Below are 23,085 nucleotides of genomic sequence, written 5' to 3' on the forward strand. Positions count from 1 at the left end.
CCTTGGCAAAGTTGCCAAGTGCGGTGGCCTTTGGTGTGCTTGTTATCTGCAACATAGCTGCAGGAGTGTGATTTTGCCTTACAACTGGCCTTGGGCGATCATGCACCGTTTCGATTACTGCTATTGGAGAACAGGATGTCTCGTACCTTGCCGGCTGCGCTGCTGTTGCTGTTTCTCGCCTTGTGGCTCGCTGCCAGTTACGGCGTGCGTTACGGGTTGATGGAGGAGGCGCAGTGGGTCGGCCTTTGCGCCGTGCCCGGTGAGCACTGGCAGTGCCAGGTGCGCTCGGTGCTGGGGTTGGGGATTCACTTTCAGGTGATGGCCTGGGCCGGGCTTGCGCTGGCGTTGCTGGCGCAGGTGGTTGGCGGGCGCAACGGTTGGTGGCTGGCGGTATTGGCGCTGGTGTTCGGCATCCCGGCGCTGGTGCTGTATACCGCCAGCATTGCGGTGTTTGCTGTGGTGCTGGCGGGGTTACGGCTGGTCCGGCAAGCGCGGCGCGGCTGACTGCAATTGCTGTGTTGGCAACTGTCTCACCGGCTTGTCGGCGATGGAGGATCACGCCTTGCGCACGCGCAAACTCCGCCACAACGCCGCTGTCATCAGCACACTGACCACCGCCCAACCCCAGGCCTGCTGATTCTCCAGCCCTTCCCGGTACAGCTGAGGCATCACCCCGGCCCCGACGATGAACGCCAGCAGCGCCACCTCTGCCCGTGCCGCCGCCACCGGGCGCAACAGGTAAACCACAGCCGGCAACGCCAGCGCCGCCGTGGGGAAACTGCGATAACGCGGGTCGAACACCATCGCCAGCATGCTCACTGCCGCCGCAAAGCCCGCCGCCAGCAATAGCCACCCTGCGCGCGCCTCGAACCAGGCGAACCAACGTTCCCGCCAGCCAGCCCGGCGCGCCAGCGCCAGCACCGCATGGGCCAACACCAGCAGGTTCAGCCCCGCCAGCAACGCCGCCCACAGCCATTCCCCGGCGAACCGTGCGTGGGTGCGCATCAACTCGCCCCACAGCCCCAGGCAGCCAGCTCCAAACGCCGCCAGCAAGGGCAACAGCAAAGCCCCAGCCGCGGTGCCAGGACGCCCGGCGAACAGCAGCATCGTTGCCATCAACACCACGCTTGCCAGCAACCATTGCGGCCAGTGGTGCAGGTTGCTCACCGGGCCCTCGAGTACCCCTTTGTCCTGCCGGTCGGCATCGTACAGCCCCCAGTAGCCGCCCACCGCGCCTTCACTGGCGCGCTTCCACGGCTGGTCGAAGGCTTCGATCAGGTTGTAGTGCCAGCCATTGGCCTCGGCCATGGCGACGAAACCGCGGATGAAGCGTGCCTCGTTGGCCCGGCTGGGCACGGCCGTCTCGCGCTGGCGGCCTTCGCTGGGCCAGCCGGTTTCGCCGATGAAGATATCCTTGGGCGCAAAGCGCGTACCGAACACCCGACGCACATCGGCGACATGCGCCAGGGCATCTTCGATACCACGCGGGTCGTCCTCCCAGTAGGGCAACAGGTGAATCGTCAAAAAGTCCACCGCTGGCGCCACCTGCGGGTGCTGCAGCCAGAACTCCCAGACATCGGCATAGGTCACCGGTACCTTGACCTGGCGCTTCACGTTGCCGATCAGCGCGGCCAGGCGCTCGCCGGTCACTTCCTTGCGCAGCAACGCCTCGTTGCCCACGATCACCGCACTGACCACATCCGGGTTGGCGTTGGCGGCGGCAATCAGCAGATCCACTTCCTTGTCGGTATCGACCGGGTTGGCATTGACCCAGGCCCCGAGCATCACCTTCAGGCCATGCTTGCGCGCCAGTGCCGGGATCGCTTCCAGTCCGGTCATGGAATAGGTGCGGATGCACTGAAATCGTTCAGCCAACAGCGCCAGGTCAGCGTCCATGCGCGCCGGGCGCAAGCGAAAAGGCTGGTCGAACGGCGACTGGTCCTTGTCGAACGGCGTGTAGGAGGCGCACTGCAATTTGTGCGTGGGGCTGGCCGCGTCCGGTAGCAGGATCGGCTTGCCGAGCGTGTACCAGAGCGCCCCAAGCCCTGAGAGGGCAAGCAGGCAGGCGAACAGGTACAGCGGGAGCAGCAGGCGGGCAGGGCTGGGCATCAGGCGGTCCATCGTCAGGCGCAAAGCGTTAGATAGTAGCCCGGCGCCAAACCTTTGGCATGCAAGGATCGCGCAGAATGGCGCAGGCCGATGCCGCTAATGGCACAGTGCTGTCGCAAAGGGTTCGGTTGCAGGTCGCAGCTGGAGCAGGTTGGGCAGCGTTGCAGGACCATGATGCAATCTCCGAGACCTGACGAGGGGATGCTTTGATGGCAACTTTGAAGAAAATGCGACGACTCCTGGGGGCGGGCACCGCCCTGGTATTGGCCATGAGCGGTGCACAGGCCATGGCCAAAGAAGTGAGCATCGGTTACGTGGATGGCTGGGCCGACAGCGTGGCGACCACCAACGTGGCCGCCGAAGTGATCAAGCAGAAGCTCGGCTACGACGTGAAGCTGCAGGCCGTGGCCACCGGCATCATGTGGCAGGGTGTAGCCACCGGCAAACTCGACGCCATGCTCTCGGCCTGGCTGCCGGTAACCCATGGTGAGTACTGGACCAAGAACAAGGACAACGTGGTCGATTACGGCGCCAACTTCAAAGATGCCAAGATCGGCCTGATCGTGCCGGAGTACGTCAAGGCCAACAGCATCACCGACCTCAAGACCGATGAAAGCTTCAAGCAGAAGATCGTCGGCATCGACGCAGGCTCCGGGGTCATGCTCAAGACCGACCAGGCCATCAAGGACTACGACCTTACCGGCTACAAGCTGCAGGCAAGCTCCGGCGCGGCGATGACCGCAGAACTGGGCCGTGCCTACGCCAAGCAGCAGTCCATCGCCGTGACCGGCTGGGTGCCGCACTGGATGTTCGCCAAATGGAAGCTGAAGTTCCTTGAAGACCCCAAAGGCGTCTATGGCGCGGCCGAGACGGTCAACAGCATCGGCAGCAAAGAGTTGGCGACCAAAGCGCCGGAAGTGGCCGAGTTCCTGAAGAAGTTCAGCTGGAATTCCAAGGATGAGATTGGCGAGGTGATGCTGGCGATTCAGGAAGGCGCCAAGCCTGAAGCTGCGGCGAAAGATTGGGTAGCCAAGCACCCGGATCGTGTCCAGGAGTGGACGGGCAAATAACCGATCAGATTCTCCAGAACGGGGCCACACAGTGGCCCCGCTTTGTTACTGATTCTGCAAAACAGCATTGCATCTAAGACTAAGGTCGTCTGGTTGGCGTTCAAAGGCAGCATAAAGTGACGGTGTGGGTTCCATCCCCTATCTGTGCTGCTAGGACAAAAACAATGAACGACAGCATTTACCTCTCGATACAAAACAGCCCCCGTTTCAAGGAGCTGGTCAGCAAGCGCGAACGGTTCGCCTGGGTTCTCTCGGCGATCATGCTCGGCCTGTACTGCGCCTTCATCCTCCTGATCGCCTACGGTCCTCATCTGCTGGGCGCCAAGCTCAGCCCTGAGTCGTCGATTACCTGGGGCATCCCCCTGGGCGTCGGCCTGATCGTTTCGGCATTCGTCCTGACCGCCATCTACGTGCGCCGCGCCAACGGCGAATTCGATGAGCTGAACAAGGCCATCCTCAAGGAGGCGCAACAATGATTCGCCACACCAAAGCCTTGGCCGTACTGGCCTGCGGCGTTTTCGCACCCGCCGTGTGGGCAGCCGATGCCCTGACCGGCGAGGTGCAGAAACAGCCGCTGAACGTCGCAGCGATCGCCATGTTCGTGGCCTTCGTCGCCTTTACCTTGGGCATCACCTACTGGGCCTCCAAGCGTAACAAGTCGGCAGCCGACTACTACGCTGCCGGCGGCAAGATCACCGGCTTTCAGAACGGTCTGGCGATTGCCGGCGACTACATGTCGGCAGCGTCGTTCCTGGGTATTTCCGCGCTGGTGTTCACCTCCGGCTACGACGGCCTGATCTACTCGATCGGCTTCCTGGTCGGCTGGCCGATCATTCTGTTCCTGATCGCCGAGCGCCTGCGCAACCTGGGCAAATACACCTTTGCCGACGTAGCGTCCTACCGCCTGGGGCAAAAGGAAATCCGTACCCTGTCGGCCTCCGGTTCACTGGTGGTGGTGGCCTTCTACCTGATCGCGCAGATGGTCGGCGCCGGCAAGCTCATCGAGCTGCTGTTCGGCCTTGACTACCATGTCGCGGTGATCCTGGTGGGCATCCTGATGTGCCTGTACGTACTGTTCGGCGGCATGCTGGCCACCACCTGGGTACAGATCATCAAGGCCGTACTGCTGCTGTCCGGTGCCAGCTTCATGGCACTGATGGTGATGAAGCACGTAGGCTTCGACTTCAACACCCTGTTCTCCGAAGCGATCAAGGTGCACAGCAAGGGTGAGGCGATCATGAGCCCGGGCGGCCTGGTCAAGGACCCGATCTCGGCGTTTTCGCTGGGCCTGGCGCTGATGTTCGGTACTGCCGGCCTGCCGCATATCCTGATGCGCTTCTTCACCGTCAGTGACGCCAAGGAAGCCCGCAAGAGCGTGCTGTACGCCACCGGCTTCATCGGCTACTTCTACATCCTGACCTTCATCATCGGCTTTGGCGCGATCCTGCTGGTCAGCACCAACCCGGACTTCAAGGACGCCGCCGGCGCCCTGCTGGGCGGCAACAACATGGCGGCGGTGCACCTGGCCGATGCCGTGGGTGGCAGCATCTTCCTGGGCTTCATCTCGGCGGTGGCGTTCGCCACCATCCTGGCGGTGGTTGCCGGCCTGACCCTGGCCGGTGCCTCGGCGGTGTCCCATGACCTGTACGCCAGCGTATGGCGCAAGGGCAAGGCCAACGACAAGGACGAGATCCGTGTGTCGAAGATCACCACCATCGCCCTTGGCGTGCTGGCGATCGGCCTGGGCATTCTGTTCGAGAAGCAGAACATCGCCTTCATGGTCGGCCTGGCGTTCTCCATTGCCGCCAGCTGCAACTTCCCAGTCCTGCTGCTTTCGATGTACTGGAAAAAGCTGACCACCCGCGGCGCCATGATCGGCGGCTGGCTGGGCCTGGTGAGTGCAGTGACGCTGATGATCCTTGGCCCGACCATCTGGGTGCAGATCCTCGGCCACGAGAAGCCTATCTACCCGTACGAGTACCCGGCGCTGTTCTCGATGCTGATTGCCTTCGTCGGTATCTGGTTCTTCTCGGTCACCGACAAGTCCAAGGCAGCTGAAAGCGAACGTGCACTGTTCTTCCCGCAGTTCGTCCGCTCGCAGACTGGCCTGGGGGCTTCGGGCGCCGTGTCGCACTGATTGACGCCCAATGAAAAACCGCGCTGCGGCTGATGCCGTAGCGCGGTTTTTTGCATTGCAGCGCCTGACAGCGCTAGATCATCCCAAGCAACAACAACACCAGCAGTATCACCAGCACCACGCCAATGATGCCGGACGGGCCATAGCCCCAGCTGCGCGAGTGCGGGAAGACCGGTAAGCCACCAATCAACAGCAGGATGAGGATGATGATGAGGATCGTGGTCATGACGGAGTCCTTGCGTGGTTAGGGGTCAAGGGCCTCGAGTAGCTGGCCTCTTGTTAATTCGGACCGGCGCCGCTTGGCAAAGATTCCATTTGCTTGGCACGACCGTAGGGTCATGCCCACCCATTCACTACCCTGATGGACCCTCCCTGACGGCAACGCCTTGATTAGACTGGGCTCATCACCCATCAGTACAAGGCCTGCCACCATGCACAAACGCATCATGATCACTGGCGCCGGTTCCGGCCTCGGCCGCGAGATTGCCCTGCGCTGGGCGCGCGAGGGCTGGCGCCTGGCGCTGGCCGATGTCAACGAGCCAGGGCTGCGCGAAACCCTTGAGCAGGTGCGGGGTGCCGGTGGCGAGGGTTTCATCCAGCGCTGCGACGTGCGCGACTACAGCCAGCTGACCGCCCTGGCCCAGGCCTGCGAAGAGAAGTTCGACGGTATCGACGTGATCGTCAACAACGCCGGTGTAGCGTCGGGCGGCTTCTTCGCCGAGCTGTCGCTGGAAGACTGGGACTGGCAGATCGCGGTCAACCTGATGGGCGTGGTCAAAGGCTGCAAGGCCTTCCTGCCACTGCTCGAGCGCAGCAAGGGGCGCATCATCAATGTGGCGTCGATGGCGGCCCTGATGCAGGGGCCGGGCATGAGCAACTACAACGTTGCCAAGGCCGGTGTGCTGGCGCTGTCGGAGAGCCTGCTGGTAGAGCTGCGCCAGCTGGAAGTGGCGGTGCACGTGGTGTGCCCGTCGTTCTTCCAGACCAACCTGCTGGACTCCTTCCGTGGCCCGAACCCGGCCATGAAGGCCCAGGTGGGCAAACTGCTGGAGGGCTCGCCGATCAGTGCAGCGGACATCGCCGACTACATCCACCAGCAGGTCGAGGCCGGTGAATTCCTGATCCTGCCCCACGAGGCCGGGCGCCAGGCGTGGCAGCTCAAGCAGCAGGCGCCGCAGCGGCTGTATGACGAGATGGCAGAGATGGCGGTGAAGATGCGTAGCAAGGCCCAGGCGCGCGGATTGTAGTACCGTCTGTAGGGCGAATTACCAGCCAGTGTAGGCTTGCTCTGAATTGCTCCCGGGGCGTTGAGTCAGCGGATTTCCCCATGCAATCTCCGGTTTTTCCTGTTGCCGGAGGGCCGGAACATGTTGGTCATTGGACGTGAAGTCGGCGAAGTCATCAACATTGGTGACGACATTCAGATCAAGGTGGTGGAAACACGCAATGGCATGGTGCGTTTTGGCGTGAGCGCGCCGCGTGAAGTGTCGGTGCACCGGGCAGAGGTGTACAAGCGGATAAAGGCGGGGGAGAAGCGCAAGGGCAAATCGGCTTGATGTCGACGTTACCCACCGCTTCGCGGGCGAGTGCCGCGAAGCGGTGGGTATCGATCAGTCGAGCAGTTCGCGCGGCACATCGTGCTTGGCCAGCAGCTGGCACTGCTGGCTTTCCGGGTCGAACAGGATGAACGCCTGGCCCTTGGCCAGCGCCTGGCGCACCCGCAGCACACGGGTTTCCAGTGGCGTGTCGTCGCCATTGTCGGTGCCGTCGCGGGTGACGAAGTCCTCGATCAGGCGCGTCAGGGTTTCGGCTTGCAGGTGTTCGTAGGGGATCAGCATGGGCGGCAATCAGCTTGGTAACGGAATGCGCCCATGCTACGCCAAACCGGGCCGCTGCGGCTCACTCCTTGTTCCCCACCAGGCTGTCGACTGCAGGCACCCGGGTGTCGCTCTCCATCTGCGCATCGTGCTCCAGCTGGTGGCTGAAGCGCTCCAGGGACGCATTGGTCGGGTTGGAATCGCTTGCGAACACCGGCGGGCTGAGCAGGTAACCCGACAACAGGCGGCTGAGCGCGGCCAGGCTGTCGATATGGGTGCGCTCGTAACCGTGGGTGGCATCGCAACCGAACGCCACCAGCGCGGTGCGGATGTCGTGCCCGGCGGTGACCGCCGAATGGGCATCGCTGAAGTAATAGCGGAACACGTCACGGCGCACCGGCACATCCTGGTCGCCGGCCAGTTTCAGCAGGTGGCGTGACAGGTGGTAATCGTAGGGCCCCGACGAGTCCTGCATGGCCACACTGACCGCGTGCTCGCTCGATGCCTGGCCGGGTGCTACCGGGGCGATGTCGATGCCGACGAACTCGCTGACGTCCCAGGGCAGGGCAGCGGCAGCGCCTGAGCCGGTTTCTTCGGTAATGGTGAACAGCGGGTGACAGTCGATCATCGGCTGGCGGCCACTTTCCACCACTGCCTTGAGGGCTGCCAGCAGCGCAGCCACGCCGGCTTTGTCGTCCAGATGGCGGGCACTGATATGGCCGCTCTCGGTGAACTCCGGCAGCGGGTCGAATGCCACGAAGTCGCCGATGGCAATCCCCAAGGACTCGCAGTCGGCGCGGGTGGCGCAGTAGGCGTCCAGGCGCACTTCGACGTGTTCCCAGCTGACGGGCATCTGGTCGATGGCGGTATTGAAGGCGTGCCCGCTGGCCATCAGTGGCAATACGCTGCCGCGGAACACGCCGGTGTCGGTGAAGACGCTGACCCGGCTGCCCTCGGCGAAGCGGCTCGACCAGCACCCCACCGGGGCCAGGGCCAGGCGGCCGTTGTCCTGCAGCTGGCGCACGCTGGCGCCGATGGTGTCGAGGTGGGCCGAGACGGCGCGGTCTGGCGAGCTTTGCCGGCCTTTGAGGGTGGCGCGGATGGTGCCGCGGCGGGTCAGTTCGAAGGGAATGCCCAGTTCGTCCAGGCGTTCGGCGACATAGCGCACGATGGTATCGGTGAAGCCGGTCGGGCTGGGGATGGCGAGCATCTCCAGCAAGACGCGCTTGAGGTAGTCAAGGTCCGGCTCGGGGTATCGTTCAGACATGGGTACTCCTCAGGTATTGCTTTGCTCTTGCCGGCCCCATCGCCGGCAAGCCGGCGCCCACAGGTAGGGGGTAATGCACAGGTTCAGGAAGCTGCGCGAGAGACCAGTGGGAGCCGGCTTGCCGGCGAGAGGGCCGTCATTGATTCACGCCAACGCCCGGCTGTGCGGGAACAGCAGGTCGACAAAGCGCTCTGCAGTTGGCTGCGGCTCATGGTTGGCCAAGCCGGCGCGCTCGTTGGCCTCGATGATCACGTAGTCCGGCTGTTCGGCATCACGCACCATCAGGTCCAGGCCCACCACTGGAATCTCCAGCGCCCGCGCAGCGCGCACGGCGGCATCGGCCAGCACCGGGTGCAGGCGCTCGGTAACGTCCTCCAGGGTGCCGCCGGTGTGCAGGTTGGCGGTGCGGCGCACAGCCAGGCGCTGGCCTGCGGGCAGTACGCTGGTGTAGTCGAAACCGGCGTCACGCAAGGTGCGCTCGGTCTCGTCGTCCAGCGGAATGCGGCTTTCACCACCGGTAGCGGCCTGACGGCGGCGGCTCTGGGCTTCGATCAACTGATGGATGCTGTGCTTGCCGTCACCAACCACCTGGGCCGGATGCCGAACCGCCGCTGCAACCACCTCGAAACCGATCACCACGATGCGCAGGTCATGCCCCGGGTGGAAGCTCTCCAGCAGCACGCGGCTGTCGAAGCGGCGGGCGTGTTCGATGGCCTGGCTGACTTCCTCGTAAGTCGTCAGGTTCACCGCCACCCCTTGGCCCTGCTCACCATCGACCGGTTTGACCACCACCGCGCCGTGCTCGTCGAGAAACGCCAGGTTATCGTCGGCATTGCCGGCCAGTTGCTGCACCGGCACCAGCAGGCCTGCGTTGTGCAAGGTTTGCTGGGTCAGGCGCTTGTCCTGGCAGAGGGTCATGCTGACCGCACTGGTCAGGTCGCTGAGCGACTCGCGGCAACGCACGCGGCGCCCGCCGAGGCTGAGGGTGAACAGCCCGCCTGCGGCGTCGTCCACCTGCACCTCGATGCCACGGCGGTAGGCCTCATCGACGATGATCCGTGCATACGGGTTCAACCCCGCCTCAGGGCCGGGGCCAAGAAACAATTGCTGGTTGATGCCGTTCTTGCGCTTGACGGCGAAGGTCGGCAGGTTGCGGAAACCGAGCTTTTCATACAGCCGCTTGGCCTGACGGTTGTCGTGCAGCACCGACAAGTCCAGATAGGCCAGGCCGCGGCTCATGAAGTGCTCGACCAGGTGGCGCACCAGCACCTCACCCACGCCAGGGCGGGTGCAATGCGGGTCCACGGCCAGGCACCACAGGCTGCTGCCGTGCTCGGGGTCATCGAACGCCTTGCTGTGGTTCAGGCCCATGACGCTGCCGATCACCGCGCCGCTGTCTTCATCTTCGGCCAGCCAGTACACCGGCCCGCCCTGGTGGCGCGGCGTCAGCAGTTCCGGCTGCACCGGCAGCATGCCGCGTGCCTGGTACAGGGTGTTGATCGCCTGCCAGTCACTGCTGCTTTGTGCACGGCGGATGCGGAAACCGCGAAACACGCGTTGCGCCTGGCGGTAGTCGGTGAACCACAGCCGCAGCGTGTCGGACGGGTCCAGAAACAGCTGCTGCGGTGCCTGCGCCAGCAGCTGTTGAGGGGCCGCCACATACAGCGCGATGTCACGCTCGCCGGGGCGTTCCTGCTGCAGTGCCTCGGCCAGGCTGGCCGGGTCGGGGTAGGTGTGACCTATCAGCAGCCGGCCCCAGCCGCAGTGCAGCGCACGCGGCTGGTCGTGGGGTTCGCTGCCATCGCCGGCCAGGCGCGCCTGCAGGCGCTCGTAAGACGGCGTCTGGCCACGCAACAAGCGCTGACCGTAGGCAGTTTCATGGGCTTTCATCGGTCAGATTCCTTGTTCGCTGAGCCACAGGTTCAGCGCCGCCAGCTGCCACAGCTTGGAGCCGCGCAGCGGGGTAAGTTGGCCATGCGGGTTGCTCAGCAGGCGGTCGATCATGGTCGGGTTGAACAGCCCGCGGTCCTGGCTGGGGTCGGTGAGCAGCTCGCGTACCCAGTCCAGGGTGGCGCCTTGCAGGTGCTTGAGGCCGGGTACCGGGAAGTAGCCTTTCTTGCGGTCGATCACCTCATGGGGGATCACCCGGCGTGCGGCTTGCTTGAGCACATGCTTGCCGCCATCGGGCAGTTTGAAGCGCGCCGGGATACGTGCCGACAATTCGACCAGGCGGTAATCCAGGAACGGCGTACGGGCTTCCAGGCCCCAGGCCATGGTCATGTTGTCGACCCGTTTGACCGGGTCGTCGACCAGCATCACCGTGCTGTCCAGGCGCAGCGCCTTGTCCACCGCGTCGGGCGCGCCCGGGCGGGCGAAGTGTTCACGCACGAAGTCGCCGGCAACATCGGTCTCCAGCAGCCAAGGGGCTTGCACGGTATCGCGGTACTCGGCATGGCTGCGGTCGAAGAACGCATCGCGGTAGGCGCCAAAGGCGTCATCGGCGCCGTCCACCTGCGGGTACCAGTGGTAGCCGGCGAACAGCTCGTCGGCACCCTGGCCGCTCTGCACGCCCTTGCAATGCTTGGCCACCTCGCGTGACAGCAGGTAGAAGGCGATGCAGTCGTGGCTGACCATCGGCTCGCTCATGGCGCGGAACGCGGCCGGCAATTGCTCGATGATTTCGCTTTCGGCGATGCGCAGCTTGTGGTGGCGGGTGCCGTAGTGCTTGGCGATCAGGTCGGAGTACTGGAACTCGTCACCGCGCTCGCCGCCGGCATCTTCGAAGCCGATGGAGAACGTCGACAGGTCATCTACGCCCACTTCCCGCAGCAAGCCGACCAACAGGCTGGAGTCGACGCCGCCGGACAGCAGTACACCCACGTCTACCGCGGCGCGCTGGCGGATGCCGACGGCATCACGGGTGGCATCGAGCACACGGGTGGTCCAGCCTTCCAGGTCCAGGTCGCGCTCGTCCGGGTTGGGGCCGTAGTGCAGCTGCCACCAGGTCTGGCGCTCGACTTCACCGTGGCGGTCGATGCGCATCCAGGTGCCGGGTTCGAGCTTTTGCACATTGGCCAGCAAGGTGCGTGGCGCCGGCACCACCGCGTGGAAGTTGAGGTAGTGGTTGAGCGCTACCGGGTCGATCATCGGATCGATGTCGCCACCTTTGAGCAGCGCTGGCAGGGTCGAGGCAAAGCGCAGGCGTTCGCCGTTGCGCGACAGGTACAAAGGCTTGACGCCCAGGCGGTCGCGGGCCAGGAACAGGCGCTGGTTGTCGCGCTCCCAGATGGCCAGGGCGAACATGCCGTTGAGCTTGGGCAACAGGGCCGCGCCCCAGGCGTGGTAGCCCTTGAGCAGCACCTCGGTATCGCCGTCGGACCAGAAGGTGTAGCCCAGGTCCTGTAGCTCTTGGCGTAGTTCGGGGAAGTTGTAGATAGCCCCGTTGAAGGCCAGAGACAGGCCCAGGGTGTTGTCGACCATGGGCTGAGCCGAGCCGTCGGACAGGTCCATGATTTTCAGCCGGCGATGGCCAAGGGCGATCGGGCCCAGGCTATGGAAGCCCCAGGCGTCGGGGCCACGGGGCGCCAGGTGATGGGTCATGCGCTCTACCGCGGCGAGGTCCGCCGGGCGAGGGGCTTGGTCGATGGGGGTGAAACGCAACTCTCCTGCTAATCCGCACATAGGTCCTTACCGGTTTTTCCGTTGGGGAATCAGCGCCCCAGTTTAGGGCACCTGTAAGGAACTGACCTGGGGGATTTGTGAGAGTTTTAGATCGATCTGTTATAAGTAGTGCCCTGCGTTACGGCCAATCGCCGGCAAGCCGGCGATTGGGCTGCACAGCAGCCCCATTCACTTCCCCCGAATCAACCTGCGCAAGCCAAACCGGTTCGGGTGGCACGCCTCTGCCACCGCCCGCGGCAGCGGCAACGGCTCGCCACTGACCCACGCCGCAATCAGCTCGCCCGACAGCGGTGCCGTGATCAGCCCCCGTGACCCATGCCCACTATTCACATACAGCCCCTCCAGCCAAGGGCAGGGCACTTCGGGCACCTGCCGCGCATCCTTGGCCAGTACGGCGTAGGCCTTGGCAAAGGCTGCAGGGTCGGCAACCGGCCCCACGATCGGCAAGTAATCCGGGCTGGTGCATCGAAATGCCGCGCGCCCCTGCAACTGCTCAGGGTCAAGCGCCGCAGCACCCAGCCGCCGGGCCAGGTCGGTAGAGATTTCATCGAGCATGGCCAGGTTGCCCTGGTGTTCGGCCACGGTCGGCGTCAGGTCATCGCTATGGAAGTCAAAGCTGGCGCCCAGCGTGTGCTCTTCACCCCTGGGCGGTGCGACATAGCCCTCGGCGCAGACCACGGTAGCCAGCGCCCGGCTGGCGTCGGTCGCCGGCAGGCGGGTGACCTGCCCGCGGATGCGCTTGAGCGGTAGCTGGGCACAAGGCTCGAAACGCTTCACATCAGCCGCCCCGGCCAGCACCACTACAGGCGCGCTGGCCAATAGCCGGTCGCCGGCCCAGGCTTGCCACAGGCCATCGGCCTTGCGCAGTGCGAGTACATCGTGATGGGCCAGCAGGCGAACGTTGGGGTGCTGCAGTTGTGCCTGGCACAGTGCCGGTGGATGCACCCAGCCGCCTTCGGGGTAGTACAACCCGCCGGCAGGCAGCGCGACCCCGGCAATCGTTTCGGCTTCACTGCGCTGCACTGCTCGCAGCAAGCTGCCCTCGAAGGCGTCGGCGAGCTTGCCCTGGCGTTCGGCTTCCTTGTCGTCGAATGCCAGTTGCAAAACCCCGCACGCATCCCAGTCCTGGCCGCGCTGCAGGCGTTGAAGCTGGCGCCGGGTGTAGCCGAACCCGGACAGGATCATCTGCGACAAAGCCGTGCCGTGCGCGGACAGCTTGAGGTACAGCACACCCTGAGGGTTGCCGGAGGCTTCGCGGGCGGCGGCGTCGTGACGCTCCAGTACCGTTACCTGCCAGCCCCGTGCGGCCAGGCTGGCAGCGCTGGCAGTGCCGGCGAGCCCTGCGCCGATCACCAGGGCCTCGCGCGGGCCTTCGGGCGTACGTGGCCGCGCGTACCAGGGCGCCGGCAGGGGGGCGTTGGGCGGGCCGGTGTACTCACCGCTCATCACCTCCCACTTCTTGCCGATGCCAGGCACCTTTTTCATGGTGAAGCCGGCTTCGATCAAGCTGCGACGCACCCAGCCGGTAGTGGTGAAGGTGCCCAGGGCGGTGCCGGCATGGGACAACCTGGCCAGTTGCCTGAACAGCTCGGGTGTCCACATGTCGGGGTTTTTCGCCGGGGCGAAGCCGTCGAGAAACCACACGTCGATACGCGCGTCCAGTTGCGGCAGCTGCTCCAGCACATCGCCGATCAGCAGGGTGAGGGTGATTCGGCCCTGGTCGAAGGTGAACTGCTGGAAGCCTTGGTGCACCGCGACGTACTGCTGCAAAAAGGGTTCGGTGAACCCGGCCAGCTCCGGCCACAGGCGCATCGCACGGGCCATGTCGGCATGGCCCAGGGGATACTTCTCGACGCTGATGAAATGCAAGCGGGCATCTGCGTGGGCTGTTTCGGCGAACAGCTGCCAGGCACAGAAAAAATTCATGCCGGTGCCAAAGCCGGTTTCGCCGATCACCAGGCAGCCGTAGGGCGCCAGGTCGGCGAAGCGCTGGCGCAGGCGGGTTTGTTCGAGGAACACATGCTGGGTTTCGGCAATGCCCTCGTTGATGGCGAAGTAGACATCGCCGTATTGCCGCGAATGTGGGCGGCCCTGGTCGTCCCAGTCGATCTGGGCATGCTGAAGGAGGGTGGGTGCGGGCATGGCTGGTTTCGCTGGGATTGGTGAGCTGCAAGCTTCAAGCTACAAGCTGCAAGAAAAAGCAGATGGTGGCACGCCCTGGCTTTTCTTGCAGCTTGAAGCTTGCGGCTTGCAGCTTCAAGCTTGCAGCTCCCCCCCAGGATTCCGCTAGTCTTGCTTATCCATTGAAGGAGCGAGTGCATGTTTGAATCCGCGGAAATTGGTCACAGCATCGACGACGATACCTTCGAGGCAGAAGTGCCCGCGCTGCGCGAGGCTTTGCTCGAAGCCCAGTACGAACTCAAACAGCAGGCACGCTTCCCGGTGATCGTGCTGATCAATGGCATCGAAGGCGCTGGCAAGGGCGAGACGGTCAAACTGCTCAACGAGTGGATGGACCCGCGCATGATCGACGTGCTCACCTTCGACCAGCAAACCGACGAAGAACTGGCCCGCCCGCCCGCCTGGCGCTACTGGCGGGCGCTGCCGCCGAAGGGGCGCATGGGCGTGTTTTTCGGCAATTGGTACAGCCAGATGCTGCAGGGCAGGGTGCACGGGCAGTTCAAGGATGCCGTGCTCGACCAGGCCATCACCGGCGCCGAGCGGTTGGAGCAGATGCTTTGCGACGAAGGTGCGCTGATCATCAAGTTCTGGTTCCACCTGTCCAAGAAACAGATGAAAGCGCGGCTCAAGTCGCTCAAGGACGACCCCTTGCACAGCTGGCGCATCAGCCCGCTGGACTGGCAACAGTCCCGGACCTACGACCGTTTCGTGCGTTTTGGCGAGCGGGTATTGCGCCGTACCAGCCGTGACTATGCACCCTGGCACGTAGTCGAAGGCGTCGACCCCAACTACCGCAGCCTGGCCGTCGGGCGCATCCTGCTGGAAAGCCTGCAGGCCGCACTGGCTGTCAACCCCAAAGGCAAGCACCAGGGCAACATTGCGCCGCTGGGCCGCAGCATCGACCAGCGCAGCCTGCTGGGCGCGCTGGACATGACCCTGCGCCTGGACAAGCAGGACTACCAGGAGCAACTGGTGACCGAGCAGGCACGCCTGGCCGGCCTGCTGCGCCACAAACACATGCGTCGGCATGCCCTGGTGGCAGTCTTCGAGGGTAATGATGCGGCGGGCAAAGGGGGCGCGATCCGCCGCGTGGCCGCTGCGCTGGACCCGCGCCAGTACCGTATCGTGCCAATCGCCGCCCCCACCGAAGATGAGCGTGCTCAGCCGTACCTGTGGCGGTTCTGGCGGCATATCCCGGCGCGCGGCAAGTTCACCATCTTCGACCGGTCCTGGTATGGCCGGGTGCTGGTCGAGCGCATCGAGGGTTTTTGCACCCCGGCCGACTGGATGCGCGCGTATGGCGAGATCAATGATTTCGAGGAGCAGCTGGCAAACGCCGGCGTGGTGGTCGTCAAGTTCTGGCTGGCGATCGACCAGCAAACCCAGCTGGAGCGTTTTGAAGAGCGCGAGCAGATCCCGTTCAAGCGCTACAAGATCACCGAGGACGATTGGCGCAACCGCGAGAAGTGGGACCTGTACGTGGATGCCGTGGGCGACATGGTCGACCGCACCAGCACCGAGATCGCGCCATGGACCCTGGTCGAGGCCAATGACAAGCGCTGGGCGCGGGTGAAGGTGCTGCGCACCCTCAATGAAGCCCTGGAAGCGGCGTTTGCCAAACACAAGAAATAGCCCGCCGGCATGCCACGGGGGAATGACCTGATGAATTCTTTTCCCGCCTTTTTTCCCCGTTGGCAGGCGGCAAGCCTTTAGAATCGAGGCACCCCACAACGGGCTCGACCGAGGACTTTATGCACATCACATCCGGGCGCCGGAGCTATGGACTGGCTCTGGCGCTTCTGACTGCGCTGCTCTGGGGCATCCTGCCGATCAAACTCAAGCAGGTGTTGCAGGTGGTCGACCCCATTACCGTCACCTGGTTCCGCCTGCTGGTGTCCGGCGGCCTGCTGTGCGCCTGGCTGGCGGCCAAGCGCCGCTTGCCTTCTTTCGCCAGGCTCGGCGCCAAGGGCAAAGGCTTGGTGGTGGTGGCCGTATGCGGGCTGATGGGCAACTACGTGCTGTACCTGATCGGCCTCAATCTGCTGAGCCCCGGCACGGCGCAATTGGTGGTGCAGATCGGCCCGGTGCTGCTGCTGGTGGCCAGTGTGTTCGTGTTCAAGGAACGCTTCAGCCTGGGCCAAGGCCTGGGGCTTGTGGTGCTGCTGGCCGGCTTCGGCCTGTTCTTCAACCAGCGCCTGGAAGAGCTGCTGACCTCGCTGGGCGCCTACACCACAGGCGTGCTGACCATCCTGCTGGCCACCAGCATCTGGGTGTTCTATGCCCTGAGCCAGAAACAGCTGCTGACGGTGTGGCATTCGCAGCAGGTGATGATGGTGATCTACCTGAGCTGCGCCGCGCTGCTGACACCTTGGGTGCACCCGCTGGAGGCGCTGCAGTTGACCCCCCTGCAAGGGTGGTTGCTGCTGGCGTGCTGCCTGAACACGCTGGTGGCGTATGGGGCTTTTGCCGAGGCCCTGGCGCACTGGGAGGCATCGCGGGTCAGCGCCACACTGGCGCTGACGCCACTGGTGACCTTTGTGGCGGTGGCGATTGCGGCCTGGCTGTGGCCGGACTATGTGCAGGCCGAGGACATCAATGCCTTGGGCTATGTTGGCGCGGTGACCGTGGTGCTGGGGTCGACACTGGTGGCCCTGGGGCCATCGCTGGTGGCTGGGTGGCGGGCGAGAAGGGCGCGTTTGGCTCAGGTTGGTTGAGAGCCTGTTCCGGCCCTATTGCCGGCAAGCCGGCGATAGGGCCCTAAGTACCCGCCAATCAATCAGCCCTTGCCACCCGGCGCCAGCATGTTCTCCGGCCTTACCCACTCATCGAACTGCTCGTTGGTCAGGTATTTCAACTCCAGCGCCGCCTCGCGCAGGGTCTTGCCCTCGCTGTAGGCCTTCTTGGCGATTTCCGCCGCTTTGTCATAGCCGATATGCGGGTTGAGTGCGGTCACCAGCATCAGCCCACGCTCCAGGTGCGCCGCCATCTGCTCGGCATCCGGCTCGATCCCCGCCACGCAGTGCTGCTGGAAGTTGCGGCAGCCATCGGCCAGCAGTTCGATCGACTGCAGCAGGTTATGGATGATCACCGGCTTGAATACATTCAACTGCAAGTGCCCCTGGCTGGCGGCGAAACCGATGGCCGCGTCATTGCCCAGCACCTGGCAGGCCAGCATCGACAGCGCCTCGCACTGGGTCGGGTTGACCTTGCCCGGCATGATCGAGCTGCCCGGCTCGTTGGCCGGCAGGCGCACCTCGGCCAAGCCGGCGCGGGGGCCGGAACCGAGCAAACGCAGGTCGTTGGCGATTTTCATCAAGGCGACCGCCAAGGTCTTCAGTGCCCCGGCCAGGCTGGTCAGCGGCTCGTGGCCGGCCAAGGCGGCGAACTTGTTCGGCGCGGTGACGAACGGCAGGCCGGAGAGGGCGGCCAGCTCAGCAGCGATGGCTTCGGCGAACCCCTGCGGGGCATTGAGCCCGGTACCCACGGCAGTACCGCCCTGGGCCAGCTCGCACACCGCCGGCAAGGTGGCGCGGATGGCGCGCTGGGCGTAGTCCAGCTGGGCAACGAAGGCCGACACCTCCTGGCCGAAGGTGATGGGCGTGGCGTCCATCATGTGTGTGCGGCCAGTCTTGACCAGTTTGTGGTGGCGCGCCGCCAGCTCCGCCAGCCCCGAAGACAGCTCGGCGATCGCCGGTAGCAGTTGCTCGTGCACCGCCTGTGCTGCGGCGATGTGCATGGCGGTGGGGAAGCAGTCGTTGGAACTCTGCGAACGGTTGACGTGGTCGTTAGGGTGCACCGGCGCCTTGCCGCCGCGGCCTTGGCCGGCAAGCTCGTTGGCCCTCCCGGCGATCACTTCGTTGACGTTCATGTTGCTCTGGGTGCCGCTGCCGGTCTGCCACACCACCAGCGGGAACTGGTCGTCGTGCTCGCCGCCCAACACTTCGTCGGCCGCCTGCTCGATCAGCCGGGCGATGTCCGCGGGCAGGGCGCCATTACGGTCGTTGACCCTTGCCGCGGCCTTCTTGATCAGCGCCAGGGCGTGCAGCACCGGTAGCGGCATGCGTTCCTTGCCAATGGCAAAGTTGATCAGCGAGCGTTGGGTCTGTGCGCCCCAGTAGGCGTGCTCCGGAACTTCGACCGGGCCCAGGCTGTCTGTTTCGATACGGCTCATGCTGCGTTCACTCCCCTGTCAGTCAGAATCAGCAGTTTAGGCCCCCATGCGATCGTGCGGTTCAATCGCACTTCGTGCCACTTGAGCGCTGCCCCCTGGCGGGAGCAGAATGTTCATCTCTGAGGTAACGCCTCCCCCTCCTTGAAGGATATGCAATGACCCGTCTCCGTGCCCTCTGTGCTGCCGTCGCCCTGGCCTGTGCCAGCGGCCAGGTGCTCGCTGCCACTGCCAGCCACAACGCTGCCGCCGAGAAATTCCTGACCCTGGCCAACGCTGACAAGCTGGGCACCCCGGTGTACATGCAAGTCCAGCAGATGTTCGCCCAGCGCTTCGCCCAGACCAAGGCCCCGGCCAGCAAGCAGTCGGTGCTCGAGAGCTACCAGGCCAAGGCCAACGCCGCGCTGGACAGCGCCATCGGCTGGAACAAGCTCAAGCCGAAGATGGTCGACCTGTACACCCAGACCTTCACCGAGCAAGAGCTCAAGGACCTGGTCAAGTTCTACCAGTCGCCACTGGGCAAGAAAGTCCTCACCCAGATGCCCAAGGTCACTCAGCAGTCGGCCCAGCTGACCCAGCAGAGCCTGGAGCCGGCAGTGCCGGTGGTGAACAAGCTGCTCGAAGACATGACCAAAGAGCTTGACCCCAATGCCGGCAAGGCTGCCGCCCCGGCCAAGAAGTGAGTGACGCGCGATGACCATGCAGCAACGCATTGAGCAGCAGCTTGCCGCCCTGGCGCCGCAGCACCTTGAAGTGCTCAACGAAAGCCACATGCACAGCCGTGGCCAGGAAACCCACTACAAGGCGGTGATCGTCAGCGAGCAGTTTGCCGGGCTCAACAGCGTCAAGCGCCACCAGAAGGTGTACGCCACCATGGGTGAGCTGATGGGCCAGATCCATGCCCTGGCCATCCATACCTACACCGACGAGGAGTGGGCGAAGGTGGGCGTCGCGCCTGCGTCGCCGGTGTGTGCAGGTGGCGGCAAGCACTGAATCCTTTCTGTCGTTCTGGTACACTCCGCACCATTCCTAGGGGGCCGCTTGGCGGCCCATCGCCGGCAAGCCGGCTCTCACTGGTACAGCGCAGCCCCTGAGCATTGCGCCGGCCCTGTGGGAGCCGGCTTGCCGGCGATGGGCTGCAGGGCAGCCCCCAGCTTTTTGCCAAACCCGGTCCGCCCCTTACGAGGGCAACCACCTGGAGATTCAACGCAATGACCCACCCGATCGTCGTGGCGGCGCTGTACAAGTTCGTCACCCTCGAAGACTACGTAGAACTGCGCGAGCCCCTGCTGAAGGCCATGCTCGACAATGGCGTCAAAGGCACTCTGCTGCTGGCCAACGAGGGCATCAACGGCACCGTTTCGGCCACCCGCGAAGGCATCGATGGCCTGCTCGCCTGGCTGCGCAGCGACCCGCGCCTGGTCGATGTCGACCACAAGGAGTCCTACTGCGACGAGCAGCCGTTCTACCGCACCAAGGTCAAGCTCAAGAAAGAGATCGTCACCCTCGGCGTACCCGGCGTGGACCCGAACAACGCCGTTGGCACCTATGTCGAGCCCAAAGACTGGAACGCCCTGATCAGCGACCCGGAAGTACTGCTGATCGACACCCGCAACGATTACGAAGTGGCCATCGGCACCTTCAAGGGCGCAATCGACCCCAAGACCGAGACCTTCCGCGAGTTCCCCGAGTACATCAAGGCCAACTTCGACCCCAGCAAGCACAAGAAAGTCGCCATGTTCTGCACCGGCGGCATCCGTTGTGAAAAAGCCTCCAGCTACATGCTCGGTGAAGGCTTCGAGGCGGTCTATCATCTTAAGGGCGGCATCCTGAAATACTTCGAGGAAGTACCCCAGGAAGAAAGCCTGTGGGACGGTGACTGCTTTGTCTTCGACAACCGCGTCACGGTGCGCCATGACCTGAGCGAGGGCGAGTACGACCAGTGCCATGCCTGCCGCCACCCAATCGACGCCCAGGACCGCGCGTCCGAGCACTATTCGCCAGGCGTGAGCTGCCCGCACTGCTGGGACACCCTTAGCGAAAAGACCCGGCGCAGCGCCATCGACCGGCAAAAGCAGATCGAGCTGGCCAAGGCCCGCAACCTGCCGCACCCGATCGGTTACAACTACAAAGCCGAGGCCTGATTGCATGACTGCCCGCCTGCTCTATGTGATGGACCCGATGTGCTCCTGGTGCTGGGGTTTTGCACCGGTGGCCCAGGCCCTGATCGCCCAGGCGCGTGAAGCGGGCGTGGCCACCCGAGTGGTGCCGGGCGGGTTGCGTCGCGGCGCCAGCGCGCTGGACGCCTCCACCCGCAAGTACATCCTCGAGCATTGGCAGGCGGTGGCCGAAGCTACCGGGCAGCCGTTCGCGTTCGACAATGCCATGCCCGACGGTTTCGTCTACGACACCGAACCGGCCTGCCGTGCCCTGGTGGCCGCCCGCGAACTGGATGCCGAGCGGGTCTGGCCGCTGCTGGCGCTGATCCAGCGGGGGTTCTACCAGCAGGGCCTGGATGTCACCAGGGCGCCGCAGCTGGTCGAGCTGGCCGAGCAGGCCGGGTTTGATCGCACAACCTTCGCCGAGGCCCTGCAGGGTGCGGACGTGCGCGCCGCCACCGCAGCCGATTTCAGCTGGGTGCAAGACCTTGGGATTGCTGGCTTTCCGACGCTGCTGGCTGAGCGCAACGGCCAGCTCGCCCTGTTGACCAATGGCTACCAGCCGCTGCAAAGCCTGCAGCCCTTGCTTGCCCGCTGGCTACAGCAGGCCGCCTGTGCTTGACCTGCCCGGCTCGCCCGACCCGGTGCCCGGGAAGCCCGCCCCTGTGCCTGACCGGCTGAGCTGGGCGCAAATCCGCCGTTTGGCGCTGCACCACAAGAAACACCTCTGGGCCGCCAACCTGGTGGCCGTGCTGGCGGCCTGCTGCAGCGTGCCCATCCCATTGCTGCTGCCCTTGCTGGTGGACGAGGTGCTGCTGGGCCACGGCGATGGCGCGCTGAAGTTCATGAACCACCTGCTGCCCAGCGGTTGGCAGGTGGCGGCCGGGTATATCGGCCTGATGCTGGTCGCCACCCTGTGCCTGCGGGTGGCCGCCCTGGGGTTCAACGTGGTGCAGGCCAAGCTGTTCGCCGGCCTTGCCAAAGACATCGTCTATCGCCTGCGCATCCGCCTGATCGATCGGCTCAAGCGTATTTCGCTCAAGGAATACGAAAGCCTGGGTAGCGGCACCGTGACCACACACCTGGTCACCGACCTGGAGACCCTCGACAAGTTCGTCGGCGAAACCCTGAGCCGTTTCCTGGTGGCGATGCTGACCCTGACCGGCACGGCGGCGATCCTGATCTGGATGCACTGGCAGCTGGCCTTGCTGATCCTGTTGTTCAACCCGCTGGTGATCTACTTCACCGTGCAGTTGGGCAAGCGCGTCAAACACCTTAAAAAGCTCGAAAACGACAGCACCTCGCGGTTCACCCAGGCGCTGGCCGAAACCCTGGACGCCATCCAGGAAATCCGCGCCAGCAACCGCCAGGGCTACTTCCTCGGGCGCCTGGGCCTGCGCGCCCGCGAAGTGCGCGATTACGCCGTGGATTCGCAATGGAAAAGCGACGCCAGTGGCCGTGCCAGTGGCCTGCTGTTCCAGTTCGGTATCGATATTTTCCGTGCTGCGGCCATGCTCACGGTGCTGTTCTCCGACCTGTCGATCGGGCAGATGCTGGCCGTGTTCAGCTACCTGTGGTTCATGATCGGCCCGGTCGAGCAGTTGCTGAACCTGCAATATGCCTACTACGCCGCCGGCGGTGCCCTGAGCCGGCTCAACGAATTGCTGGCGCGGGATGACGAGCCACAATACCCGGCTGCCCGCGACCCGTTCGCTGGCCGTGAAACGGTTGGCATCGAGGTGCGCGACCTGCGTTTCGCCTATGCCGACGAGCCGGTGCTGGAGCACCTGGACCTGACCATCGCCGCAGGCGAAAAGGTCGCCATTGTCGGTGCCAGTGGCGGCGGCAAGAGTACCCTGGTGCAATTGCTGCTGGGCCTTTACAGCGCCCAGGCCGGGACCATCCGTTTTGGGGGTGCCAGCCTGCAGGAAATCGGCCTGGAGACCTTGCGTGAAAATGTGGCGGTGGTGCTGCAGCACCCGTCACTGTTCAACGACACGGTACGCGCCAACCTGACCATGGGCCGTGACTGCACGGACGAGGCCTGTTGGCAGGCGCTGCGCATCGCCCAGCTGGACGCCACCATCGCTGCTTTGCCGCAAGGGCTGGACAGCGTGGTCGGCCGCTCTGGTGTGCGCCTGTCTGGCGGCCAGCGTCAGCGCCTGGCGATTGCCCGTATGGTCCTGGCGGAGCCGAAGGTGGTGATCCTCGACGAGGCCACTTCGGCCCTGGACGCCGCCACTGAGTACAACCTGCACCAGGCGCTGGCGCGTTTCCTGAGTGGCCGCACCACCCTGATCATCGCCCACCGCCTTTCTGCGGTGAAGCAGGCCGACCGTGTGCTGGTGTTCGATGGCGGCCATGTAGCCGAGGATGGCGGCCACCAGCAGTTGATCGCCGAAGGCGGCCTGTACGCCAAACTGTACGGCCACCTCCAGCAGACCTGACCCAGCGAGCTGCAAGCTTCAAGCTACAAGCTGCAAGCGGACCGTGTGC

Annotated in this window: 21 protein-coding genes; 13 read left to right on the top strand and 8 right to left on the bottom strand. The window is 64.4% G+C overall.

Features of this window, described 5'->3' with window-relative positions; all coding sequences use genetic code 11:
• The first annotated feature begins 135 nt into the window (after positions 1-135).
• Complete coding sequence (locus ACIPZC_RS18275; RefSeq protein ID WP_400628601.1) at positions 136-504, top strand: hypothetical protein; 369 nt, start codon at positions 136-138, stop codon at positions 502-504.
• Between the two features lie 51 nt (positions 505-555).
• On the opposite strand, the gene ACIPZC_RS18280 is transcribed toward ACIPZC_RS18275, so the two are convergent.
• Complete coding sequence (locus ACIPZC_RS18280) at positions 556-2,121, bottom strand: beta (1-6) glucans synthase (RefSeq protein ID WP_400628603.1); 1,566 nt, start codon at positions 2,119-2,121, stop codon at positions 556-558.
• A 197-nt stretch (positions 2,122-2,318) separates the two neighbouring features.
• Between ACIPZC_RS18280 and ACIPZC_RS18285 the strand changes: the two genes are divergently transcribed.
• The 3 genes from ACIPZC_RS18285 (at position 2,319) to ACIPZC_RS18295 (ending at position 5,316) form a co-directional block, all read left to right on the top strand.
• On the top strand, positions 2,319-3,179 hold the full coding sequence (locus ACIPZC_RS18285) for a glycine betaine ABC transporter substrate-binding protein (protein WP_400628605.1): 861 nt from the start codon (positions 2,319-2,321) through the stop codon (positions 3,177-3,179).
• 164 nt (positions 3,180-3,343) lie between these two features.
• Entirely contained in the window at positions 3,344-3,655 is a 312-nt protein-coding gene (locus tag ACIPZC_RS18290; RefSeq protein ID WP_176517221.1) for a DUF485 domain-containing protein, read from the top strand.
• Positions 3,652-5,316 carry a cation acetate symporter gene (locus ACIPZC_RS18295; RefSeq protein ID WP_241802854.1) on the top strand — a complete coding sequence of 555 codons (1,665 nt, stop codon included), beginning with the start codon at positions 3,652-3,654 and terminating at the stop codon, positions 5,314-5,316. The genes ACIPZC_RS18290 and ACIPZC_RS18295 overlap by 4 nt, the downstream gene beginning before the upstream one ends.
• Before the next feature lie 73 nt (positions 5,317-5,389).
• Here ACIPZC_RS18295 and ACIPZC_RS18300 read toward each other — a convergent pair whose 3' ends face one another.
• Positions 5,390-5,542 carry a DUF3309 family protein gene (locus ACIPZC_RS18300; RefSeq protein ID WP_003252624.1) on the bottom strand — a complete coding sequence of 51 codons (153 nt, stop codon included), beginning with the start codon at positions 5,540-5,542 and terminating at the stop codon, positions 5,390-5,392.
• 205 nt (positions 5,543-5,747) lie between these two features.
• Here ACIPZC_RS18300 and ACIPZC_RS18305 point away from each other — a divergent pair, with 205 nt between their 5' ends.
• Both ACIPZC_RS18305 and csrA read left to right on the top strand, forming a co-directional pair.
• Entirely contained in the window at positions 5,748-6,563 is an 816-nt protein-coding gene (locus tag ACIPZC_RS18305) for an SDR family oxidoreductase (protein ID WP_349976048.1), read from the top strand.
• Positions 6,564-6,683: 120 nt separating this feature from the next.
• Positions 6,684-6,872 carry a carbon storage regulator CsrA gene (gene csrA / locus ACIPZC_RS18310; RefSeq protein WP_241802856.1) on the top strand — a complete coding sequence of 63 codons (189 nt, stop codon included), beginning with the start codon at positions 6,684-6,686 and terminating at the stop codon, positions 6,870-6,872.
• Between the two features lie 54 nt (positions 6,873-6,926).
• Here csrA and ACIPZC_RS18315 read toward each other — a convergent pair whose 3' ends face one another.
• From ACIPZC_RS18315 to mnmC, 5 genes are all read right to left on the bottom strand, one after another.
• Positions 6,927-7,154: a YheU family protein gene (locus tag ACIPZC_RS18315; RefSeq protein WP_039603187.1), complete on the bottom strand. Its 228-nt coding sequence runs from the start codon at positions 7,152-7,154 to the stop codon at positions 6,927-6,929.
• Between the two features lie 61 nt (positions 7,155-7,215).
• The gene (locus tag ACIPZC_RS18320) at positions 7,216-8,400 is read right to left on the bottom strand and encodes an osmoprotectant NAGGN system M42 family peptidase (RefSeq protein WP_267821835.1); all 1,185 of its coding nucleotides are present in this window, start codon (positions 8,398-8,400) and stop codon (positions 7,216-7,218) included.
• 144 nt (positions 8,401-8,544) lie between these two features.
• The gene (gene ngg / locus ACIPZC_RS18325) at positions 8,545-10,290 is read right to left on the bottom strand and encodes an N-acetylglutaminylglutamine synthetase (protein ID WP_349976049.1); all 1,746 of its coding nucleotides are present in this window, start codon (positions 10,288-10,290) and stop codon (positions 8,545-8,547) included.
• 3 nt (positions 10,291-10,293) lie between these two features.
• A complete protein-coding gene (locus ACIPZC_RS18330; protein ID WP_241802860.1) occupies positions 10,294-12,081 on the bottom strand; it encodes an N-acetylglutaminylglutamine amidotransferase in 1,788 nt (595 codons plus the stop codon).
• Between the two features lie 168 nt (positions 12,082-12,249).
• Positions 12,250-14,223: a bifunctional tRNA (5-methylaminomethyl-2-thiouridine)(34)-methyltransferase MnmD/FAD-dependent 5-carboxymethylaminomethyl-2-thiouridine(34) oxidoreductase MnmC gene (gene mnmC, locus ACIPZC_RS18335; RefSeq protein ID WP_400628610.1), complete on the bottom strand. Its 1,974-nt coding sequence runs from the start codon at positions 14,221-14,223 to the stop codon at positions 12,250-12,252.
• Positions 14,224-14,400: 177 nt separating this feature from the next.
• Here mnmC and pap point away from each other — a divergent pair, with 177 nt between their 5' ends.
• Entirely contained in the window at positions 14,401-15,894 is a 1,494-nt protein-coding gene (gene pap / locus ACIPZC_RS18340) for a polyphosphate:AMP phosphotransferase (protein WP_241802866.1), read from the top strand.
• Between the two features lie 119 nt (positions 15,895-16,013).
• Positions 16,014-16,976, top strand: coding sequence for a DMT family transporter (locus tag ACIPZC_RS18345; protein WP_241802868.1), 963 nt, complete (start codon positions 16,014-16,016; stop codon positions 16,974-16,976).
• Positions 16,977-17,038: 62 nt separating this feature from the next.
• On the opposite strand, the gene ACIPZC_RS18350 is transcribed toward ACIPZC_RS18345, so the two are convergent.
• Entirely contained in the window at positions 17,039-18,433 is a 1,395-nt protein-coding gene (locus ACIPZC_RS18350) for a class II fumarate hydratase (protein WP_400628613.1), read from the bottom strand.
• 155 nt (positions 18,434-18,588) lie between these two features.
• On the opposite strand from ACIPZC_RS18350, the gene ACIPZC_RS18355 reads away from it, so the two are divergent.
• The 5 genes from ACIPZC_RS18355 (at position 18,589) to ACIPZC_RS18375 (ending at position 23,036) form a co-directional block, all read left to right on the top strand.
• Positions 18,589-19,113 (top strand): DUF2059 domain-containing protein, encoded by a 525-nt coding sequence (locus tag ACIPZC_RS18355; protein WP_241802870.1) that lies wholly within the window; start codon positions 18,589-18,591, stop codon positions 19,111-19,113.
• 10 nt (positions 19,114-19,123) lie between these two features.
• A complete protein-coding gene (locus ACIPZC_RS18360; RefSeq protein WP_241802871.1) occupies positions 19,124-19,423 on the top strand; it encodes a BolA family transcriptional regulator in 300 nt (99 codons plus the stop codon).
• A 218-nt stretch (positions 19,424-19,641) separates the two neighbouring features.
• On the top strand, positions 19,642-20,574 hold the full coding sequence (locus tag ACIPZC_RS18365) for a rhodanese-related sulfurtransferase (RefSeq protein WP_400628616.1): 933 nt from the start codon (positions 19,642-19,644) through the stop codon (positions 20,572-20,574).
• A gap of 4 nt (positions 20,575-20,578) precedes the next feature.
• A complete protein-coding gene (locus ACIPZC_RS18370; protein ID WP_400628618.1) occupies positions 20,579-21,211 on the top strand; it encodes a DsbA family protein in 633 nt (210 codons plus the stop codon).
• The gene (locus ACIPZC_RS18375; RefSeq protein WP_241802876.1) at positions 21,204-23,036 is read left to right on the top strand and encodes an ABC transporter ATP-binding protein; all 1,833 of its coding nucleotides are present in this window, start codon (positions 21,204-21,206) and stop codon (positions 23,034-23,036) included. The genes ACIPZC_RS18370 and ACIPZC_RS18375 overlap by 8 nt, the downstream gene beginning before the upstream one ends.
• The last annotated feature ends 49 nt before the right edge of the window (positions 23,037-23,085 follow it).

The organism is Pseudomonas sp. NPDC089743 (assembly GCF_044748785.1).
Taxonomy (GTDB): domain Bacteria; phylum Pseudomonadota; class Gammaproteobacteria; order Pseudomonadales; family Pseudomonadaceae; genus Aquipseudomonas; species Aquipseudomonas putida_X.

Coding starts and splice junctions, on each gene's coding strand:
- ACIPZC_RS18275 (WP_400628601.1), top strand. CDS start 136: ATGTCTCGTACCTTGCCGGCTGCGCTGCTGTTGCTGTTTCTCGCCTTG.
- ACIPZC_RS18280 (WP_400628603.1), bottom strand. CDS start 2,121: ATGGACCGCCTGATGCCCAGCCCTGCCCGCCTGCTGCTCCCGCTGTAC.
- ACIPZC_RS18285 (WP_400628605.1), top strand. CDS start 2,319: ATGGCAACTTTGAAGAAAATGCGACGACTCCTGGGGGCGGGCACCGCC.
- ACIPZC_RS18290 (WP_176517221.1), top strand. CDS start 3,344: ATGAACGACAGCATTTACCTCTCGATACAAAACAGCCCCCGTTTCAAG.
- ACIPZC_RS18295 (WP_241802854.1), top strand. CDS start 3,652: ATGATTCGCCACACCAAAGCCTTGGCCGTACTGGCCTGCGGCGTTTTC.
- ACIPZC_RS18300 (WP_003252624.1), bottom strand. CDS start 5,542: ATGACCACGATCCTCATCATCATCCTCATCCTGCTGTTGATTGGTGGC.
- ACIPZC_RS18305 (WP_349976048.1), top strand. CDS start 5,748: ATGCACAAACGCATCATGATCACTGGCGCCGGTTCCGGCCTCGGCCGC.
- csrA (WP_241802856.1), top strand. CDS start 6,684: ATGTTGGTCATTGGACGTGAAGTCGGCGAAGTCATCAACATTGGTGAC.
- ACIPZC_RS18315 (WP_039603187.1), bottom strand. CDS start 7,154: ATGCTGATCCCCTACGAACACCTGCAAGCCGAAACCCTGACGCGCCTG.
- ACIPZC_RS18320 (WP_267821835.1), bottom strand. CDS start 8,400: ATGTCTGAACGATACCCCGAGCCGGACCTTGACTACCTCAAGCGCGTC.
- ngg (WP_349976049.1), bottom strand. CDS start 10,290: ATGAAAGCCCATGAAACTGCCTACGGTCAGCGCTTGTTGCGTGGCCAG.
- ACIPZC_RS18330 (WP_241802860.1), bottom strand. CDS start 12,081: ATGTGCGGATTAGCAGGAGAGTTGCGTTTCACCCCCATCGACCAAGCC.
- mnmC (WP_400628610.1), bottom strand. CDS start 14,223: ATGCCCGCACCCACCCTCCTTCAGCATGCCCAGATCGACTGGGACGAC.
- pap (WP_241802866.1), top strand. CDS start 14,401: ATGTTTGAATCCGCGGAAATTGGTCACAGCATCGACGACGATACCTTC.
- ACIPZC_RS18345 (WP_241802868.1), top strand. CDS start 16,014: ATGCACATCACATCCGGGCGCCGGAGCTATGGACTGGCTCTGGCGCTT.
- ACIPZC_RS18350 (WP_400628613.1), bottom strand. CDS start 18,433: ATGAGCCGTATCGAAACAGACAGCCTGGGCCCGGTCGAAGTTCCGGAG.
- ACIPZC_RS18355 (WP_241802870.1), top strand. CDS start 18,589: ATGACCCGTCTCCGTGCCCTCTGTGCTGCCGTCGCCCTGGCCTGTGCC.
- ACIPZC_RS18360 (WP_241802871.1), top strand. CDS start 19,124: ATGACCATGCAGCAACGCATTGAGCAGCAGCTTGCCGCCCTGGCGCCG.
- ACIPZC_RS18365 (WP_400628616.1), top strand. CDS start 19,642: ATGACCCACCCGATCGTCGTGGCGGCGCTGTACAAGTTCGTCACCCTC.
- ACIPZC_RS18370 (WP_400628618.1), top strand. CDS start 20,579: ATGACTGCCCGCCTGCTCTATGTGATGGACCCGATGTGCTCCTGGTGC.